The 19,641-nt window shown below is 65.6% G+C and carries 16 protein-coding genes and 1 pseudogene; 12 read left to right on the forward strand and 5 right to left on the reverse strand.

Translation table 11 applies throughout. The features are described from left to right. Positions 1 to 46 precede the first annotated feature (46 nt). Together xacF and C2R22_RS01255 are read right to left on the reverse strand one after the other, a co-directional pair. Positions 47 to 1,492 (reverse strand): 2,5-dioxovalerate dehydrogenase, encoded by a 1,446-nt coding sequence (gene xacF / locus C2R22_RS01250; RefSeq protein WP_103423958.1) that lies wholly within the window; start codon positions 1,490 to 1,492, stop codon positions 47 to 49. 800 nt (positions 1,493 to 2,292) lie between these two features. Beyond that, entirely contained in the window at positions 2,293 to 3,057 is a 765-nt protein-coding gene (locus C2R22_RS01255) for an IclR family transcriptional regulator (RefSeq protein WP_103423959.1), read from the reverse strand. 161 nt (positions 3,058 to 3,218) lie between these two features. On the opposite strand from C2R22_RS01255, the gene C2R22_RS01260 reads away from it, so the two are divergent. Both C2R22_RS01260 and gfo6 read left to right on the forward strand, forming a co-directional pair. After that, on the forward strand, positions 3,219 to 4,088 hold the full coding sequence (locus C2R22_RS01260) for a fumarylacetoacetate hydrolase family protein (RefSeq protein WP_103423960.1): 870 nt from the start codon (positions 3,219 to 3,221) through the stop codon (positions 4,086 to 4,088). Further along, positions 4,085 to 5,203 carry a D-xylose 1-dehydrogenase Gfo6 gene (gene gfo6 / locus C2R22_RS01265; RefSeq protein WP_103423961.1) on the forward strand — a complete coding sequence of 373 codons (1,119 nt, stop codon included), beginning with the start codon at positions 4,085 to 4,087 and terminating at the stop codon, positions 5,201 to 5,203. Before C2R22_RS01260 ends, gfo6 begins: the two co-directional genes overlap by 4 nt. A 420-nt stretch (positions 5,204 to 5,623) precedes the next feature. Here the strand turns inward: gfo6 and C2R22_RS01270 are convergent, their stop codons facing one another. After that, positions 5,624 to 6,481, reverse strand: a complete 858-nt coding sequence (locus C2R22_RS01270; RefSeq protein ID WP_103423962.1) for an SMP-30/gluconolactonase/LRE family protein — start codon at positions 6,479 to 6,481, stop codon at positions 5,624 to 5,626. A gap of 349 nt (positions 6,482 to 6,830) precedes the next feature. Here C2R22_RS01270 and C2R22_RS01275 point away from each other — a divergent pair, with 349 nt between their 5' ends. From C2R22_RS01275 to C2R22_RS01310, 8 genes and pseudogenes are all read left to right on the forward strand, one after another. After that, entirely contained in the window at positions 6,831 to 7,595 is a 765-nt protein-coding gene (locus C2R22_RS01275) for an NAD-dependent epimerase/dehydratase family protein (protein ID WP_103427529.1), read from the forward strand. 122 nt (positions 7,596 to 7,717) lie between these two features. After that, the gene (locus C2R22_RS01280; RefSeq protein WP_103423963.1) at positions 7,718 to 9,121 is read left to right on the forward strand and encodes an ABC transporter substrate-binding protein; all 1,404 of its coding nucleotides are present in this window, start codon (positions 7,718 to 7,720) and stop codon (positions 9,119 to 9,121) included. A 47-nt stretch (positions 9,122 to 9,168) separates the two neighbouring features. After that, positions 9,169 to 10,122 carry a carbohydrate ABC transporter permease gene (locus C2R22_RS01285; protein ID WP_103423964.1) on the forward strand — a complete coding sequence of 318 codons (954 nt, stop codon included), beginning with the start codon at positions 9,169 to 9,171 and terminating at the stop codon, positions 10,120 to 10,122. 2 nt (positions 10,123 to 10,124) lie between these two features. Then, positions 10,125 to 11,057: a carbohydrate ABC transporter permease gene (locus C2R22_RS01290; RefSeq protein ID WP_103423965.1), complete on the forward strand. Its 933-nt coding sequence runs from the start codon at positions 10,125 to 10,127 to the stop codon at positions 11,055 to 11,057. Between the two features lie 13 nt (positions 11,058 to 11,070). Next, positions 11,071 to 12,216 carry an ABC transporter ATP-binding protein gene (locus tag C2R22_RS01295; protein ID WP_103423966.1) on the forward strand — a complete coding sequence of 382 codons (1,146 nt, stop codon included), beginning with the start codon at positions 11,071 to 11,073 and terminating at the stop codon, positions 12,214 to 12,216. 2 nt (positions 12,217 to 12,218) lie between these two features. Beyond that, positions 12,219 to 13,372, forward strand: a pseudogene (locus tag C2R22_RS01300) (ABC transporter ATP-binding protein). Positions 13,373 to 13,986: 614 nt separating this feature from the next. Then, positions 13,987 to 14,688: a V-type ATP synthase subunit D gene (locus C2R22_RS01305; protein ID WP_103423967.1), complete on the forward strand. Its 702-nt coding sequence runs from the start codon at positions 13,987 to 13,989 to the stop codon at positions 14,686 to 14,688. 184 nt (positions 14,689 to 14,872) lie between these two features. After that, entirely contained in the window at positions 14,873 to 15,277 is a 405-nt protein-coding gene (locus C2R22_RS01310; RefSeq protein ID WP_103423968.1) for a DUF6276 family protein, read from the forward strand. A gap of 45 nt (positions 15,278 to 15,322) precedes the next feature. Here the strand turns inward: C2R22_RS01310 and C2R22_RS01315 are convergent, their stop codons facing one another. Then, entirely contained in the window at positions 15,323 to 16,177 is an 855-nt protein-coding gene (locus C2R22_RS01315) for a helix-turn-helix transcriptional regulator (RefSeq protein WP_103423969.1), read from the reverse strand. 94 nt (positions 16,178 to 16,271) lie between these two features. Beyond that, positions 16,272 to 17,513, reverse strand: a complete 1,242-nt coding sequence (prf1, locus tag C2R22_RS01320; protein WP_103423970.1) for a peptide chain release factor aRF-1 — start codon at positions 17,511 to 17,513, stop codon at positions 16,272 to 16,274. 135 nt (positions 17,514 to 17,648) lie between these two features. On the opposite strand from prf1, the gene C2R22_RS01325 reads away from it, so the two are divergent. Both C2R22_RS01325 and C2R22_RS25525 read left to right on the forward strand, forming a co-directional pair. Beyond that, positions 17,649 to 19,415, forward strand: a complete 1,767-nt coding sequence (locus tag C2R22_RS01325; RefSeq protein WP_103423971.1) for a P-loop NTPase — start codon at positions 17,649 to 17,651, stop codon at positions 19,413 to 19,415. A gap of 62 nt (positions 19,416 to 19,477) precedes the next feature. After that, complete coding sequence (locus C2R22_RS25525) at positions 19,478 to 19,618, forward strand: hypothetical protein (protein ID WP_173862762.1); 141 nt, start codon at positions 19,478 to 19,480, stop codon at positions 19,616 to 19,618. Positions 19,619 to 19,641 lie beyond the last annotated feature (23 nt).

Here is a 19,641-nt window from a genome sequence, read left to right on the forward strand (position 1 = left end):
CGCCCGCGACACGCCCGCCTGACCGGTGGTCGAGTGCCTTCCCCGGTCAGTAGTTCATGTACACCGTCTTGCTGATGGTGTAGAAGGCGAGTCCCTCGTCGCCCTGCTCGCGGTAGGTCTCCGAGGAGGAGGCTTTCATCCCGCCGAAGGGGACGTGCAGTTCGAGGCCGGTCGTCTTCTCGTTCGTCTTGACCACGCCGGCGTCGACCTCGTCGACGAAGCGGTGGGCCTTGTTCAGGTCGTTCGTGACGACGCTCGCCGACAGACCCTGTTCGACGCCGTTGGCCACCTCGACCGCCTCGTCGAACCCCGAAACGGGAATGACCGCGACAACCGGGCCGAATATCTCCTCCTGTGCGATGGTCATGTCGGACTCCACGTCCGAGAAGACCGTCGGCTCGACGAAGTACCCGTCGTCGAGTCCGTCGCCGTCGGGACGACCGCCGCCCGTCTCCAGCGTGGCTCCCTCGTCGACGCCGGTCTCGATGTACTCGAGGGTACCGCTCAGTTCGCCCTCGCTGTTCTGGGGCCCCATCCCGGGGTCGTCGATACCCGGTCCGACCTCGATGCTGGCGGCGCGGTCGGTGAGCCGTTCGACGAACTCGTCGTACACGTCCTCGTGGACGATTGCGCGGGAACAGGCCGTACACGCCTGTCCGGTGACGCCGAACGCGCCCGACGCGACGATATCGACGGACTCGTCGAGGTCGGCGTCCGAACAGACGACCGTCGGGTTCTTGCCGCCCATTTCGAGGAGGGTACGCGTCTGGTTCTCCGCGGCGTTCTGATAGACGATGTCGCCGACGGTGGCGCTGCCGGTGAAGGAGACCCCGTCGACGCGGTCGTCGCTCGCGAGCGTGTTCCCGACGGCCGACCCCGGGCCCGTGACCATGTTGAGCACACCCCCGGGCAGCCCCGCGTCCTCGAAACACTCGACCAGTCGGACCGCCGTGATGCCCGTGGTCGTCGCGGGCTTGAACGCCACGGTGTTCCCGGTCGCCAGCGCGGGTGCGATCTTCCACGCCGGGATGGCGATGGGGTAGTTCCAGGGAGTGATTACCGAGACGGCCCCCACCGGTTCCTTCCGGACGTAGAGGCTCGTGTCGGGGGAACTGCTCTGTTTGACCTCCCCACCCATGTCGGCGGCCTTCCCCGCGTAGTAGTGGAAGATGTCGATCGCACGCTGTACCTCTCCCGAAGCCTCGGACCAGGTCTTGCCCTCCTCGCGGACCAGCGTCTCGGTTACCTCCTCCTTGCGCTCTGCGAGGAGCGACCCCGTCTTCCGAAGGATCGCACCGCGTTCCGGGCCGGGCGTCGACGCCCACGCCTCCTGTGCCTCGACGGCCGCGTCGATTGCCGCCGTCGCGTCTGACTCGTTCGATTCAGCTATCTCGCCGACGACCTCCGAGGTGTCGGCCGGGTTCCGACTCTCTGTCGTGTTTCCGGTCTCCGATGGGCGCCACTCGCCCGCGATGTAGTTTTCGTGTGCCATCGTGTCGCTCGACGGTGCTGTGACTAACAAGTGTTTCGGTGCCGTTACTTCTGGGTTCACGCGTGCGTCCTCCGCCGCCGCGGGACGACTGAATTCACTATCGTCGAACAACCATCCGACTAACCTGCATCCCGTCCGAGGTCCGTGAACGTGCTTTCGGACTACGGACGAACAGCGGGGTCGAACCGCCCGCCCGTCGTCCGCCGAACTCCCTTCGAGTCGTCCTCTTCTCCGTTGCTCGGGCGGTTGCTGCCCCGGGTGACGGACGACGGAGACGGGTGATCACGTCGCCACCGTCCCCCCGGACGCCGTCCGAGTCGGGCGCGACCGACTGATTCTGTTACATCGATATGGGTGTAACACTACCGCCGTTCGAGATGGACACGGGTTCAGACATACACGAAGCGAGATAGGTTATCTGGAAAGCATATTCCATATGGGTGAACAGAGGTGAACGACACGTCCGGCCCGTCGTTCCGCCTCTCCGGGTCGTTCGGAGCGGTTCGTCCGCCCCCGCGGTAACGTGTTCTTCGCGCGTGTGCCGGCGCGACGGACGGACCCGTATCTCACGATGTGGAACGCGATTCGAATGACGGCCGCGCCGGATGTACGTAGTATATTTCCACTAGTTGGCCAGTGTTACGAATGATCTCGTCTTTTTATGCTCTGTTTTCACCTGCTCGTCGATATTAATCCGTGCTCATCGGCTAACTGTGCCGACCAGTGGGTTCAGCTATTTGGAACGATTCGTGTGAACACGGTTCAACAAGGTGGAACGCTGTTCGGACGGCTCTCCCGACTCAGGAGTACGTGACGTTGAGTTCGATGACGTTGACGGCTTCGAGCACCTTGTTCGGGAGTTCCTCGCGGAATCGTGTCCCCCTGATGCGGTTCGAGGGTCCCGAGACGCTCACCGCGCCCAGCACCCGGTCGTCGTTGCTCAGAATCGGCGCTGCGACACACCGGAGCCCCTTGATTCGTTCCTCGTCGTCGAGCGCGTACCGGGAGTCGCGGACGTCCTCGAGCGCCTCGTACAGTTCCTCGCGCGAACTCACCGTCTTGGGCGTCGTCTGTTCGAGCCCGTGGCGGTCGATGATCTCGTCGACCCGCTCGCGTGGCATGAACGCCAGGATGGCCTTGCCGAGCGCCGTGCTGTGCAGCGAGACGCGCGTTCCGACGTGCGCCTCCACCTGCACCGCGTTCTCGCCACGGACCCGCTGGAGATACGTCCCGCGGCCGTGTTCTTCGATCAGGAGGTTGGCGAGTTCGCCCGTCTCCGCCGCGAGGCGGTCGATCTCCGGTTTGGCGATCTCGAAGATCTGGCGGCGATTTCGTGCGTACGCTCCGAGTTCGAGGAACCGAATGCCGACCTGATAGACGCCGTCCTCCTTGACGATGTACTCCTCCTGTTCGAGCGTGCTGAGGTAGTTGTGCACCGTGCTCTTCGGCGTGTCCAGGTGCGCCGCCAGTTCCGACACCCCCGCGCCGTCGAGTTCACGGAGGGCTTCGACGATTGCGAACGTGTTCACGATCGACTGGACCGGGTTCTTCGCCTGGTGGCTCATGCGCGCACGTTTGAGGTCATCTATGATAAACGTTGATTCCACGTTGTGGGACACCCCACGAGCACAGCGTGGTTCTCCACGGTCGTGACAGTGTCCGCGACCGCCCCTCGCCCCGGTGTGCACGAGGATTTATAACAAATACCCGAAAACATGGGGGTCGAATGCAATACAATCAGCTAGAGGCGGCGGGTGAGCGCCGCCTGTGTGTCAGCGACGGAACCACGACGTACGACCTGACGAGCGCCGACGACAGTCTCCGGAGTTTCGGCGACCTGGCGCGGGCGGCGGGCCTCACTCGCTCGACCGTCGACGACCTCGCCGACGCGCTCATCGAGGACGCCGACACGCTCTCGCTGGAGGAGGTCGACCGGGACGTGACCGTTCCGGTCGACGCGGCGGAGGTCTGGGCGGCCGGCGTCACGTATCGAATCAGCGAGGAGGCCCGCGAGGAGGAGAGTTCGAAGCCGGACATCTACCTCGACGTGTACGACGCCGACCGGCCGGAGATATTCTTCAAAGCCACCCCCTCCCGAACGGTCGGACCCGGCGAAGCCGTCGGCATCCGAGCGGACTCGGAGTGGGACACGCCCGAACCGGAACTCGGCGTCGTCCTCTACCGCGGGGAACCTGTCGGCTACACCATCGGCAACGACGTCAGTAGTCGCTCCATCGAGGGACGGAACCCGCTGTACCTCCCGCAGGCGAAGGTGTACGACCGCTGCTGTGCGCTCGGTCCCTGCGTCGTCTCCAGCCAGAGCATCGACGACCCCCACGACCTCGACATGGAGATGACCATCCACCGGGAGGGAGAGGTGGTGTACACCGGCGAGACGAACACCGGCGAGATGGTCCGTAGCTGTGAGGAACTCGTCTCGTACTTCACGCGCCACAACGCGGTCCCCGAACTCGCCGTCGTCCTCACCGGCACGTCGCTGGTTCCCGACAGCCCCTTCGACCTACAGGTCGACGACCGCGTCGAGATCTCCATCGAGGACATCGGCACGCTCGCCAACCCCGTCACGCAGGTATGAGTCCGTCCATCCCTGAGGCTCTCGACGATTTCACGCGGCGCGACTGGCAGGCGGAGACCGCCGGCGGGGTCGTCAGGTTCGCGATGGTCGGCCTCGGCTGGTGGACGCGGGCGGAGGCGATTCCGGCCGTCGTCGACGCGGACTTCTGTGAGACGACCGTCGTCGTCAGCGGGTCGCTCGAGAAGGCCGAACGGGCGACCGACCTCGCCGACACCATCTCTCACGGCATCACGTACGACCAGTTTCACGATGGCGTCGCCGCCGACGCTTACGACGCGGTGTACGTCGCCACGCCCAACGCGCTGCACCTCCCGTTCGTCGAGACGGCGGCCGAACTCGGCAAGGCGGTGCTCTGTGAGAAGCCGATGGAGTCGACGGTCGACCGGGCCAGAGAGGTCCAGGAGGTCTGTGAGGGACACGACGTCCCGCTGATGGTCGCCTACCGCATGCAGACCGAACCGGCGGTCCGTCGCGCCAGGGAACTCGTCGAAGGGGGCGCCATCGGCGACCCGGTGCTCGTCCACGGGAGCATGTCACAGCGACTGCTCGCGGAGGTCGTCCCCGACCCCGACCAGTGGCGACTCGACCCCGACATCTCCGGCGGCGCGACCGTCATGGACATCGGCCTCTACCCGCTGAACACCGCCCGGTTCGTCCTCGACGCCGACCCGGTCCGGGTCCGGGCGCGTACGACGGTCGAAGACGACGCCTTCGCCGCCGTCGGCGACGAGCACGTGAGCTTCGGTCTCGACTTCGCCGACGGCACGCTCGCGACCTGTACCGCCAGCCAGTCGGCGTACCAGTCGAGCCATCTCCGGGTGACGGGAACCGAGGGCGAAATCGAAATCGACCCCGCGTTTTACAACCGGCAGGACCGCGGCTTTCGGCTGTCGTGGGGGGGTCAGACCGTCGCCCTCGACTTCGACCAGGTGAACCAGATGACCGAGGAGTTCGACTACTTCGCCCACTGCCTGCTGACCGACTCTCACCCTCACCCGGACGGCGACCACGCGCTCGTCGACATGCAGGTCATGGACGCCATCTACACCGCCGCCGACCGCGGTCGCGACGTCGTCCTCGCCGAGGAGTTCGACGGCTACGACGCGCTCGACTGAACTGACGCCGACGGCCGCGCGGCACCCGCCCTGTGGCTGGGTCTCTTCGATACGACTCCGCGTCTCGGTCGAGAGAACCCGTGTATCCGACGGGAAGCGTTCGGGGACTCCAGCGACGGAGCGGGTCGAACGCTCCCCGCGATACGTCCCATGGACGGGCTGGCTGTGGCAGTAGCCGTGACCGTGAGGACGGCGGTCGCAGGGTGATGGTTGATCGTCCTCACACGACAGTTGGGTTACGATTCGATTCGAGTGGCCGATCCGCGGCCGTTCGCCACAAAACGGCGCTCTATAATGAACGTTTTGGTGCGATCGGTCCGGACGCCGCGCTCGACGTCATGCGGGTCCTCGACGCGATTTACGAGAGTGCCGACCGGGGAGAACCCGTCGCGCTCAACTGAGTTTCAGCGGCCGAGGGGCTCAGAAGTCGACCGCTGACCGGCACTCGGGCCGTCCGGCGACGTCCGGGTCGAGACGGAACAGCGCGCCCGCACCGGTCCCTTCTTCGGGTCGTGCCGACCCCCCGCCGGTCGTGACGTAGAGCCGTCCGAGGCCGGGACCGCCGAAGGCGACGCTCGTCACCTTCTCGGCGGGGAGGTCGACACGGTCGACCTCGGTTCCGCTCGCGTCGTACCGGACGACACACCCGCCCTTCCACCGCGCGGACCACACCCCTCCCGCCGCGTCGACGGTCATCCCGTCGGGTAGGCCCGGCGTATCGGACGTCGTGACGAACCGCTCGCGGGCCGACAGTTCCCCCGTTCGTTCGTCGTACGCGTAGCGATAGATGGTGTCGGCCTCGGTCTCGGTGAAGTAACACGACTCGTAGTTTCGGGTGAACCCCATCCCGTTGGGGATGCCCACCCCGTCGGCGACGAGCGTCGTCGCCCCGTCGGTGTCGAGGTGGTGGAGACGGCCGCCGCGCGCGTCGGTCGGCATCGTCCCGCAGAACACTCTTCCCGCCGGGTCCGCGATGACGTCGTTGAACCGCGACTCCTCGTCCTGTTCGACGACCTGTTCGACGGTAACCAGTTCGCCGTCGACGAGGTGGCCGACGCGGCCACGGTCCATGAACAGCAACAGCGACCCGTCCCGCTGGACGGTGACCCCGGAGACGACTCGCGTCTCGAAGGCGACGTCGTGCGTGCCGGTCGCCGGGTCGAACCGGTGGAGTCGTCCGGCGTCGATGTCTACCCAGTACAGTCGGTCCTCCCCGGTGTGCCAGACCGGTCCCTCCCCGAGGTCACACGTGCAGTCGACGACGCGTTCGACGGACATGCCCCTTCGTTTCCGGTCGACCCTCAAATAGGGTCGTGTTACCCGCGTTCTCACGCGCCGACTGCCGCGAGACGGGGCGGTGGCGCGCGGCCGGCGCGGCCGCCGTGTCGTTCCCGCGAACCGCGCGAACCGGCGGTTCCGCCGGAAGCCGGTGCTGCGCACCGGCGACGGACGCGAGCGGGACGCAGCGAGACCTGCGGCCTCGTTCAGCCGCGAATGCTCGTGTTTCGTCCACGGTGCCGTCGTGTCGCCGTTCGGTTCGACCGTCGGTTGGTTCGGACCTGGCTCGGTCGTCGATCCGGGCCCAGGGGAACTGTACGCTTATTACGGTGGCATCTCACCTCCCCGTATGGCTCGCGTAGCAGTCACTGGAGCGGCCGGTAACGTCGGCCGGGAGACGGTCGACGCGCTCTCGAACGACCACGACGTCACGCCCATCACACATCGAGAGCGAGAAGGCCTCGACAGCGTCATTCTGGACGTTCGCGACGGAGAGGAACTGACCGCGGCGTTCGAAGGTCACGACGTCGTCGTCCACCTCGCGGCGAACCCCGACCCCGGCGCGGGGTGGCAGAGCGTCTACGAGGTCAACATCGGCGGGACGTACAACGTCTACGAGGCGGCACTCTCGGCAGGAGTCGACCGCGTCGTCTTCGCGAGCACGAACCACGTCCACCAGATGTACAACATCGCCGACCCGGCCCGCCCGGAGACTCTGGCGGCCGACGCCCGGACGGTCCGTCCGTCGGAGCCCCCGCGCCCGGACTCGTACTACGGCGTCAGCAAGGTGTTCGGCGAGGCGCTCGGCAGTTACTACGCCGACCGGTACGGCATCGAAGTGGTCAACGTCCGTATCGGCTGGCTCCTCTCTCCCGAGGAGGTCCGCGAGAAGGACGACGAAGAGCCAGCGGTTGCGCGGTACGTCCGCGCGATGTGGCTCAGTCCACGCGACTGCCGGCAGGGGATGCGACGGGCCGTCGAGGCGGCCCTCCCGCAGTCGCCGCTCGCGGTCAACCTCCTCTCGGCCAACGACGACCGCTACCTCCCGCTCACCGAGGCGATGCGGGCGCTCGGCTACCGCCCACGGGACAACTCCGGTACGGTCGTCGACTGAGTCGACACGGTCATCGACCGAACCGACACGTCGTCATCTGGGGCCCCCACGACGTGCGCTCTCTTTTCTTGGCCGGCTGACAACCACAAAATATAAACATGAACAATCGAGATGAGTAAAGCATGCGTGAGCATGACAGTCCTACCGACAGTGTCGACCGACGGAACTACCTGCAAGCGCTGGTGGCTGGCGCGGCCGTCGGGCTAGCGGGGTGTGCTGGTGGCTCGGGTGGTGACGGTGAGTCGGGCGGCGGCGGCGGTTCGGACTCGGGTGGCAGTGGTGGGTCGGGCGGGAGCGGCGAGTCGAGCGGCGGCGAAAGCACCAGCAGCGGTGGTTCCGGCGGACAGTGGGACTCCTCGCTCGAAGTACTGCACGGCTGGGCCGGCGGCGACGGCGAGGCGGCGATCACCGCGCTGATCGAGACGTTCCAGGAGCAGTACCCCGAGATGGAGACGAACTTCCAGGCGGTCGGGGCGAGCGCGAACGTCAACCTCAACGCGACGATTCTCCGCCGACTCTCGAACAACAACCCGATGAGTTCGTTCGCCAACTGGCCGGGGAATAACCTCGCGCGGTACGAGGGCGCGCTGATGGATCTGGAGGCGGACGTCTGGGACGCCGCCGGGTACAAGGACGTCATGCAGAGCCGGGCGATGGAGCTCTGCCAGTTCAACGACAAGATGCCGGCCGTCCCGCTCGGCTCCCACCGGATGAACAACCTCTTCTACAACACCGCTGTCTTCGAGGAGGCCGGTATCGACGCGTCGAGCCTCGACAGCGTCGACGCGCTGTTGGACGCTCTCGAGACGATCAACCAGGAGACTGACGTCACGCCGATGGCGCAGGCGATGGTCGCGCCGTGGACGAACCTCCAGCTGTGGGCGCAGATCATCACGAGCCAGAGCGGTGTCGAGGCGTACACGAACTTCATCGAGGGGAGCCCCGACCGAGCGGCGGTGGTCGAGGCGCTCGAAGCGCTGAAGACGATAAACGAGAACTACATTACCGCCGACGCCTCCTCGATCAGTTTCACCACGGCCGGGCAGAAGGTCATCAGCGGGGAGGCCGCGACGATTCACCAGGGCAACTGGGTGTACGGGATGTTCCGCGCGGACGACAGTTTCAACTACCAAGAACAGTGGGACTGGATTCCGTTCCCCGGGACGGAGGGCATCTACTTCTACCACGTCGACGCTATCGTCGCGCCCGCGAACAACCCCAGCCGAGAGGAGACCATCGCCTGGCAGAAGTTCGTCGGGACGAAGGAGGCACAGATTGCCTTCAACAACCCGAAGGGCTCGGTCCCGCTCCGGACCGACATCGACCCGAGCGAACTGACCGACTTCCTGGCGATGACCTACGAGGACCTCACGAGCTCCGACGCGTACCCGCCGACAATCGCGCACGGTCTCGCGGTCACCCCCGAGACGATGGGCGACTGCAAGACGGCGTTCGCGGAGAACTTCATGGGGCCGTTCGAGGTCGAGGCGTGTGCCGACGCGCTGATCGGGGCGGTCTCGAACTGAGACCGGAATCTGCAGAGTCATGAATAACGAACATCACAGGTACGTCGATGGCCACGCACGATCAAACTGACCACGTGACCGAGTCGGCCGAGGAGGTGGTCGGCTGGGAGACGCGGCTCCGGTACTTCCTCAACAGCGACTTCGTCCGCTCGTCGCCGTACTGGGGGATTCCGTTCGTCCTCATGGGCATCGCCGTCTACGGCGGTATCGGCTACAACCTCGCCATCTCCTTCACCGACTACTCGGGGCTCGGAACGCCCGACTACTCGTCGCTCGACTTCGAGATGTACACCCAGGCGCTGTCGAGCGACGCGTTCTTGGCCGCCGCACAGAACAACCTCGTCCTGCTCGTCGTCTTCACGACGGTGTGTCTGATACTGGGGCTGTTTCTGGCCGTCCTTCTCGACCACGGCATCCGGTTCTCCGAGAAGTTCCAGACGGTGTACCTCCTGCCGATGAGCCTCTCGTTCGTCGTCACTGCGCAGTTGTGGCTCTGGATGTTCAACGTCGAGAGTGGCATCCTCAACCTCATCGTGACGACGTTCGGATTCGCCCCGGTCGACTGGATCGGGAACCCCTCCGTTGCCCTGGCAGCGGTCATCTTCGCGCTCGTCTGGCAGTTCAGCGGCTACACGATGGTCGTCTACCTCGCCGGCCTGCAGTCGATTCCGGACGACCAGTTCGAGGCCGCACGGGTCGACGGCGCGAGCACCATCCGGACGTACCTCCGCATCATCGTTCCCCAACTGAAAGAGGCGTCGGTCAGCGCGGCGGTCGTACTGATGGTGTTCGCTTTGAAGGCGTTCACGTTCCTGTACGCGCTCGTGGGCCGGTACCGTCCCCCGAACGGGACCGACATCCTGGCGACGCTCATGGTCAGACGCGCCTTCAAGTTCGGCGAGTGGGCGTACTCGGCCGCCATCGCCACCATGCTCTTGGTCATGGCGCTCGGCGTCATCGGACCGTACCTCTACTACCAGCACAAACAGGGGAGTCTCTAACCATGGCGAGTTCCTCGTCCACCCGGTCGTTCGACGTGGCGTCGCTCGTCGAGGACGTGAACCTCCGTCGCGTCCTCCAGTACACCCTCGTCCTCCTGTTCCTCGGCTTCTTCCTCGTCCCGCTGGAGACGGGTATCATGACTGCCATCAAGACGAACGAGTCCGTCGCGCGGTCGCTCCCGTTCGCCCCGCCGGCGAGTGAGGGCTTCACGCTCGGCAACCTCCAGTTCGCGTTCGAGCGCCTCGCGGACTCGTTCGTCAACTCGCTCATCATGGCCATCCCGGCGACGGTCGGCAGCGTCCTGCTCGGGAGCATGGCCGCGTACGGCCTCACGCTGGTCGACTGGCGCGCCCAGTTAGGGGTGCTCATGCTCTTTCTGGCCGGCATCTTCGTGCCTTACCAGGCCGTGCTGGTGCCGCTGGCCCGCTTCTGGAACAACATCTTCCCGCTCGCGCGGATGTTACAGCCGTTCGTCGCCTCGATACCGTTCCTGGAGGCGTACCACGCGAACCTCGCGCCGCTGGTGATCACCCACATCGCGTACGGCATCCCGATCTGTACGATCCTCTTCCGGTCGTACTACCAGAGCCTCCCGAGTTCGCTCGTCGAGGCGGCCAAGATCGACGGCTCCAGCATCACGAAGATCTACCGCCGCATCGTCTTGCCCCTCTCGAAGCCGATGTTCGGCGTCGTGTTCATCTACCAGTTCACGCAGATTTACAACGAGTTCCTCTTCGCGTTCACGCTCGTGGTGGGTGCGGACGCGCCGGCCGCGCCCGTGACGCTCATCTTACCGGCCATCGGGGCGTCGACCTCCGGCATCGACTTCGGCATCCGGATGTCCGCGGCGTTCCTCGCGGCCATCCCGACGCTCATTCTCTACGTCGCGTTCGCCGAACAGTTCGCGAAGGGACTCCGCACGGAGAGCGGATAACTGGAGGACACAGATGGGAAGCATTCAACTCGAGAACCTGACGAAACGGTTCGGTGATACGGTCGCGGTCGAAGAGCTCTCGCTCGACATCGCGGACGAGGAGTTCCTCGTCCTCGTCGGGCCCTCCGGCTGTGGGAAGTCCACCACGCTCCGCTGTCTCGCGGGGCTGGAGACCCCCTCGTCGGGAGATATCTACATCGGCAACGATCACATGAACTACCGGGTGCCGCAGAACCGCGACATCGCGATGGTGTTTCAGGATTACGCGCTCTACCCGCACATGACGGTCAGACAGAACATCCGGTACGGACTGGAGGAAGAACCCGGATACACGTCCGAAGAGCGGGACGCCCGCGTCGAGGAGGTGGCCGAGACGCTCGGTATCGCCGACCTGCTCGACCGGAACCCCGACGAACTCTCGGGCGGGCAACAGCAGCGGGTGGCACTCGGACGGGCTATCGTGCGGGACCCGGAGGTGTTCCTGATGGACGAACCGCTGTCGAACCTCGACGCCAAACTCCGCGCGGAGATGCGCACCGAACTCCAGAGCCTCCAGTCCGACCTGAAGGTGACCACGGTGTACGTGACGCACAACCAGACGGAGGCGATGACGATGAGCGACCGCATCGCCGTGATGAACGACGGGCGACTCCAGCAGGTCGGGACGCCGCTCGAATGCTATCACGAACCGAACAACACGTTCGTCGCCGGCTTCATCGGCGAGCCGATGATGAACCTCGTCTCGGGGACACGGTCGGAGTCGACGTTCGTGAGCGACCACTTCGAGTATCCGCTCGACGACGGGCTTCGCGCGGCAGTCGGTGACCACGAGGAGTTGATCCTCGGGATTCGCCCCGAAGACATCGTCGTCCGCGGGGAGGGAGACGAAGCGGAACCGGGCGCGACCGACTTCCGCTTCGAGGTCCGCGTCGTCGAGCCCCACGGCGACCAGAACGTCCTGCACCTGACCCGGCCCGGCGGCGACATCGACGACGCGCTCCAGGCCGTCACCGGCGGGATGCATCTCCTCTCGCAGGGCGAACAGGTCGTCGTCAGCATCGACCCGGGGAAGGTCCACCTGTTCGACGCCGCGACCGGAACCGCGCTGCACAACCGCCGACACGAACCGGAGTCGGAACTCACTCAGATCGAACAGTAACCATGGCACGACTGACACTCGACGACGTAACGAAGGTGTTTCACGACGACGAGGGCGGAGAGATCGTCGCGGTCGAGGACCTCTCGCTCGACATCGCCGACGGGGAATTTCTCGTCCTCGTCGGCCCCTCGGGCTGCGGGAAGTCGACGACGCTGCGGATGATCGCCGGACTCGAAACGATAACCAGGGGTGACCTCAGGCTGGAGGGACGGCGCATCAACGACGTCTCCGCACAGGAGCGCGACATCGCGATGGTGTTCCAGTCGTACGCGCTGTACCCACACAAGAGCGTCCGCGGGAACATCTCGTTCGGTCTCGAAGAGTCGACCGACCTCCCGAAGGGAGAGATCAACGACCGCGTCGAGCAGACGACCGACATGCTGGACATCAGTGACCTGCTGGACCGGAAGCCGGGGGCGCTCTCGGGCGGGCAACAGCAGCGGGTGGCACTCGGACGGGCTATCGTGCGGGACCCGGAGGTGTTCCTGATGGACGAACCGCTGTCGAACCTCGACGCCAAACTCCGTGCGGAGATGCGCATCGAACTCCAGCGCCTCCAGGAGCAACTCGGCGTGACGACCATCTACGTCACGCACGACCAGACGGAGGCGATGACGATGGGCGACCGCATCGCGGTCCTCGACGGCGGGGAACTCCAGCAGGTCGGAACGCCCCTCGAATGCTACCACGAACCGAACAACACGTTCGTCGCCGGTTTCATCGGCGAACCGTCGATGAACTTCTTCGACGGAACGTTCGACGGCGACGCGTTCGTCGGCGACGGCTTCACGTACCCGCTCTCTCAGGAGGCGCGGGCACAGGTGGGCGACGTGACCGACCTGACGCTCGGCGTTCGTCCCGAGGACGTCGTCGTAGACGCCAGCGATTCGGTCTCGACGGCTCACCGCTTCGGCGCCGAGGTGCTGGTGGTCGAACCGCAGGGCAACGAGAACACGGTCCACCTGCGACTGCTCGACGGGGGGACGAGACCCAGTTCACCGCGACGACGACGGGGGACCCCACCGTCTCGGAGGGGAACCGGACGACCGTCGCGTTCCCCGAGGAGGCTATCCACCTCTTCGACGGCCGCAGCGGGGACGCGCTGAAGAACCGCATCATCCCCGAGAACCGCTCGCTCGCTGGCGTGTCGTCGTAGGGTCCGGCGTCCCCTAGCCGCGTTACTCTCTCCCGATTCTCGACACCCGCCGACGCTGGCTATCGACGCCGATAAAATATACAAAGTCTGTCCTTTAACTGTTCATAAAAAATATCTTACATTATTGAAATTGGAGTAAGTTCGACTTTCGAATCTATGGTAGAGTATCGTTGAAAATCGAATATATGGCGAACAAATCCTTGAAGACGCCAAAGCAGCTGTCGTATCGTGTTCAGGGGTGAAACACTTCCTCTGTTCACTTGGGCTCTGCTGCGAACACGAGTGCTAGCCTCTACAACGCTGCGCTCTTTCGCTTTCTTCGGTTGTCTCGTTATCTCGCCGCTCGTGACATCGTCACCCGCGTGACGCCGAAGGATGCCGATTATATTATTTAGGCGAATTGTATTTCTTCTGTCTTATATTTAAATATGATACACTGTGCGAATGGAAGACTCAACACTCCACGTGTCGTATCGCACTGTCCGTGCGCCGATGGTGTCGACGGCGAACCGACAGGTGAGTCCGAGCACTCGGCGTCGTCCGCGACGGTGGGTCACGAACCGCCGGAACGACAGTAAAAGGTTAACACCCCAGGAGCACAAGGTCCGACAAGAATGGCCGAAGACGTCAAACCGACGCGCAAGAACCTGATGGCCATCGAGGACCGCATCGAACTCTCCGAACGCGGTCACGACACGCTCGAACAGAAGCGTGACGGCCTCATCATGGAGTTCATGGACATCCTCGACCAGGCACAGGACGTCCGCTCGGAACTCTCCGAGGACTACCAGAACGCACAGCACAAGATCAACATGGCCCGCGCCATGGAGGGTGACGTCGCGGTCCGCGGTGCCGCCGCCGCGCTCAAGGAACACCCCGAGATCACGACGCAGTCGAAGAACATCATGGGCGTCGTGGTCCCCCAGATCGAGTCCTCCCGCGTGAAGAAGAGTCTCGACCAGCGCGGCTACGGCCTGCTCGGATCGAGCGCGCGAATCGACGAGGCCGCCGACGCCTACGAGGAACTCCTCGAGACGATCATTCTCGCCGCCGAGGTCGAGACGGCGATGAAGAAGATGCTCGAGGAGATCGAGACGACGAAGCGCCGCGTCAACGCCTTGGAGTTCAAGCTCCTGCCGGACCTCTACGAGAACAAAGAGTACATCGAGCAGAAGCTCGAAGAACAGGAGCGCGAGGAGATCTTCCGCCTGAAGAAGATCAAGGCGAAGAAGGAAGAAGAGGAGAAGGAAGAACGCGAGAACGAGGCCACCGAAATCGCGTCCGAGGACGTCGAGCGCGTCTCGGCCGACGACTGACACTTCTCCTTTCGAAGCCGTGTCCCTTTCGTCGTAACCCCATCGTCTCCGTGGCGCGCAAGCTCTTCGTGCTCTCAGCCGTTCCGCCCCGACACGCTCCACGGACGACGAGCGCATCCACACACCGAACGCCTCACCCGCTCAGCGACCGACGTTTTTCACCCACGAGCGCGTCTTACCTTCCATGACCTGTCCCGACTGCGACGGGGACCGCATCGCGTTCGCCGTCCCGTCGTCGCTCCGGCCGTACGCACCCGACGAGGCGCTCTCGGCGACCCTCTGTACCACCTGTCTCCGCGTGGCTGGAGTCGACGCAGAGGACAGTGAGGTCGAGCCTTCGGAGACAATCGAGTGGGGCCCCCTACCGAGCGGCGAGGCGGGCGTCGCCACGGCGCTCCTGCTCGGCCTCCTCGACTCGCTCGCGCTCCGTCGAGCCGACGTGACCGCACTCTGTGAACACGCGGAGGAGGCGGGCGGCGATCCGTTTCTCACGCTCGACCGACTCGCTGCGATGGCAGAGACGGGTGACCTCGACCCGCACGTCGACCTGGAGCGTCGGACCGCACAGCTCCAGTCGCTGGTGGATTAGCGGACGCGCTTGTGAGGTCGGTGTCCGCCCTCACGTGCTTCTCCGTCAGTCGGGGTTCGTTCCATCGCGTGCGTCCGCCTCACCAGCCCGGCTCGCCCCGGCTCCGCCGACCCGGAAGTCGTCGGTGAACTCGGTCGAGGCCTCGACGAACGACTCGAACGTCTCCTCGGCCCACTCGACCGCCGCCTCGGTGTCGTTGAGGATGCTCCCGTGGATCGTCCCCGACTCGTTGTAGATCAGCACGGCGACCGTGGTGCTCTCGTCGGTGTCGACGATGAACAGTTCGTACGGGAGGCCGTCGGTCTCGTACGCTCGGTACCGACCCGTCGCGACCATCTCGTGGTGCATCCGAAAGTACTCGTCGCGGATGAGTTCCGCGAGGTTCGACGTGTAGACGACCGCCCCGCTGCCGCCCCGCTCGGTCACCAGTCCGTGGAGGTGGCCGACGGCAGCCGCGTCGTTGACGGCCGTCGCGCACGCCCGAAACCGGTCTCCCTCGGCGATGAGGGCCGTTATCTCGTTCGCCGGCCGTCCCGTCGCCGGTGGTTTGCTCCGGTAGGCGGTGGCTCCTTCGAGCATCGCGTGTCCCACCGTCGCCGCCGGTGGGAGTTCCGCGAGGAGGTCCCCGAACTCGCCGACGTGTGCCGTCTCCTCGCAGTAACGGCGGTACGAGTCGTACGCCAGACGGCCAGCGAGCGTCGCCGCCACCGTGCTTCCCTCGCGTCGGACCAGTCCGTTCGACTCCAGTTCCCGGACGGCCCGGTCGACGGTCGACCGCGAGACGCCGAGTTCCTCGGTGAGTTCGTTCTTGCTCCGGTCCCCGTCCAAGAGCATCGAGAGGGCGTCGGCTCGCTGGCTGAGCAACTGCCGCACGTCCGCCGGGCTCCCGTCCCCCCGCATCACCACCCACCATGAGAGACGCGGTTATATAGGTTGGGATGACCATCTCACACAACGTGACGTTCCGGCGGCTCTCACGCCGTCTGGACCGGTTTTACACGCCGGTAGAGTACCGAAGGATTCCCGCGATTCCGCCGAAGGCGTCGTGGAGTTGCTCGCCCTTCTCGAAGTCGGTCGAGATGAACTTCGTCTCGGTGCCGCGCTGTTCGGCCAGTTCCATCAGGTACTCGATGGCGTCGGTGCGCTCTTTCGCCTCGGCCTCGGTGCCGTCCTCACAGGTGTGGGTCGGCGTCGAGTGACGACGGTCGACGAGTTCGTACTCCTCGGTGTCGCCGCAGTCGTAGACGACGACGTCCGAGCGGAGGTCCTCCGAGAGCAGGAGGCGGTCGACCGAGCCCATCACGAGGTTCTGTCGCGTGGGTTCGAAGCCGTACGTCGCCTCGTCCCCTCGGTGAAGCTTCTCGAAGAACTCCTCCATCTGCTTTTTGTCCTTGACGACCTCCTGGTCCGCGAGGACGTCCTGGCCGGCGTCGACGAGGTCGTACAGCCCGGACTCGTCGGTGTAGGCGACGTCGAACTTTCCGAGGACCTTCTCTTGAATCTCGTGGTGGAGGTAGTCGCCGTCGAGGAACTCGTCCTTCGTGGGCGAGGGCCCTCCCACCAGCACGCCGTCGAGGTCGTGACGCTTCGGGACGAACAGGTCGTTCGCCATCTCCGCGACCTCCTGATAGAAGTTGTCGATGGCCTCTAAGCGCAGGCGGGCGAACCGCTGTGCGGACTGGCCACCCTTCCGCTGCTTGCCGGGGACGAGCGACGAGGCGGACTTGACGGGTTCGACTCGCTTGCCCTTGAGCCAGCCGACGTTCGCCTCCCGTCGGTCGAGGACGACCAGTCCGAAGAGCCCCTTGTCCATCAGCATCTCCTCTAGGGGCTCGGTGAGGAACGACGAGTCGCAGTGGTAGCGGAACGACTGGACGGGGTCCGGCGGGTTCTCCAGCACCTTGGTGACCATGTCGGTCTGGCCGCCGCCGGAGTCGATAGCGCCCGAGAAGAGCACCATCCCGTTGTCCGGCGGGTTCTTGTAGTAGCGGAGGCGGTCCTTGATGCTCGTCAGCGCGTCCTGCACCGCCGTCCGGGTCTGTTTGGACTTGATGTTGCTCGCTTCGGAGTGCTCCTGGGTGACGTGGGCGACGATGTCCGAGATCTGCTTGTCCGGCGGCACGTAGATGGAGACGAGCTGTGTCCCTGACCCCTCGTACTCCTTGAGGTCCTCGATGACCTTCCGGAACTCGTACTTCCGGCGGTCGTCGCTTACCTCTTCGGCGTCAGTACTCATTGTGCTTCCTAGCCCGGCCAGTGGCTAAGTAACCTTTGACTGTGTGGCTCGACGGCGCCCAGCTACGTACCACCGGTCCGTTCGGCCCGCGCCGCGTCAACCTTTATATAGCCACCACGGTTCGTTTCGGACAGTATGGGACGGGTCTACGCCATCGCGAGCGCGAAAGGCGGGGTCGGCAAGACGACCACGACGGCGGCGCTGGGGGCGACGCTCGCCGCCGCCGGGCACCGGGTCGCTGTCGTCGACGCCGACATCGGCATGCCGAACCTCGGCCGGATGCTCGGCGTCTCCCCCGACGGACCGACCCTCCACGACGTGCTCGCGGGCGAGGCCGACCCGCTCGACGCCGTCTACGAGGGCCCCGACGGCCTGACCGTCGTCCCCGGCGCCCCGGCCCTCGACGCGTACGCGAAGGCCGACCCCCGCGGCCTCGAACGGGTCTTCGAAGCGCTCGCCGACTACGACGTCGTCCTCGTCGACACCGGCGCGGGACTGAGCCACGACACCCTCTTCCCGCTCGGCCTCGCCGACGCCGTCCTCTTGGTGTCGACGCCCTCGACCGACGCCCTCGGCGACACGGAGAAGACGAACCAACTCGCCGCCCGCGTCGGCGTCCCCGTCGCGGGGCTGGTCCTGACGCGCGTCGACACGACGCGCGTCGACGTCGAGGCAGTCGCGGCAGCGGTCGACGCCGACCTTCTGGAGGTCGTCCCCGAGGACCCCTCAATCGGGACCGGGGCGGACGAGGACTCCCCGGTAACCCCCGACCCGGACGGCCCGGCGGCCGCCGCCTACCGGACGCTGGCCGACGCCGTCACCGCCGACGCGATGGACGACGCGTTCGACGAGGCGGCCGTCGCCGTCGAGACCCAGGAGGGGGTCGAGGACGCGGACGGGGAGACCGAAGCCGACGACGCCGAGAGTCGGGCCGCGGGAGACGACGCGGACGGCGTCGACGCCGACAGCGCGGACGAGGCTGAGAGCGACGGGACCGAGGACACGGTCGCCGCCGAGGAGGTGGACGCGACCGCCGCCGCCGAGGGTACGGACGACGAGGGCGGTCGCGACTCCCTCGACGTGGACGACATCGACGTCTCCTCGCTCATCGAGGACAGTTCCACCGACGTGGACGACATCGACGTCTCCTCGCTGTTCGAGGACGACGAGAACCGCGACGCCCCCGACGACGCTGGTCCCGGGGAGGCTGAGGATCTCTCCGCGCTCCTCGAAGAAGCCGTCAGCGAGGCGGCCACCGACACCGAGGCCGACCTCGGGAACGACGGTGACGACACGGCCGATTCCGACGGCACTGCGTCACCGTCCGGTCCCGTGGAGTCGGACGAGGACGCGGGATCGGAGGGGGATGGAGAGTCGGACGAGGACGTCGGGGCTGAGAGCCGGGGTGGTGGCGGTATCGCGTCGGCGCTCGCGGACGCGGAGGCGGGCGCTGGGGCACCGGAAACGAGGGACAGATCCGACACGCCTGACGCGACCGACGCGACCGACGCGACCGACGCGGTCGAGGCCGACGACGAGAGCGACCCCACGGCCGACGAGGACCGTTCGGTGGCCGACGTGGTCGTCGAAGCCGAACCCGACGCGGACACCGACGTGACGTTCGACACGACACCGGCGGACGACGACGGCGTCACCATCGACTCGGACGAGTCGCCCGACATCCCGGACGCCGAGGCACGGGAGGACGCCGCGGACGAACACGAGACTGCGGACGACGCTGCCGATACGGACGGGGACGACTCGGACCGAGAGAGTGCCGCTGCCGACGCGGCGGATACTACCGATGCCGCTGACGACGCCGACGCTGTCGACGACGCCGATACTGGTGACGAGGAGTCGTCCGACGAGAAGAAGGGGTTGTTCCGGCGCTTCTTCGGCTGACGGTCGGCGGCGGAGAGACGGATAACGAGAGCTTCTTTTAGCTCGCTCCGAAGATGGTTCGTATGGCTGAATCAGACTCCGTTCCGTTCTGGTGGCTCGTGCTGTTCCTGCTCCTCGCGCTCGGGCTGGGGGCGGCGACGGTCCTCGGCGTCGGCGGGTCGCTCATCGCCGGCGTCCTCGCACCGGTTCCCGTCGCGGCCTGACGGCCGACCACGCTTTCCTCCGG

The organism is Salinigranum rubrum (genome assembly GCF_002906575.1).
GTDB classification, from domain to species: domain Archaea; phylum Halobacteriota; class Halobacteria; order Halobacteriales; family Haloferacaceae; genus Salinigranum; species Salinigranum rubrum.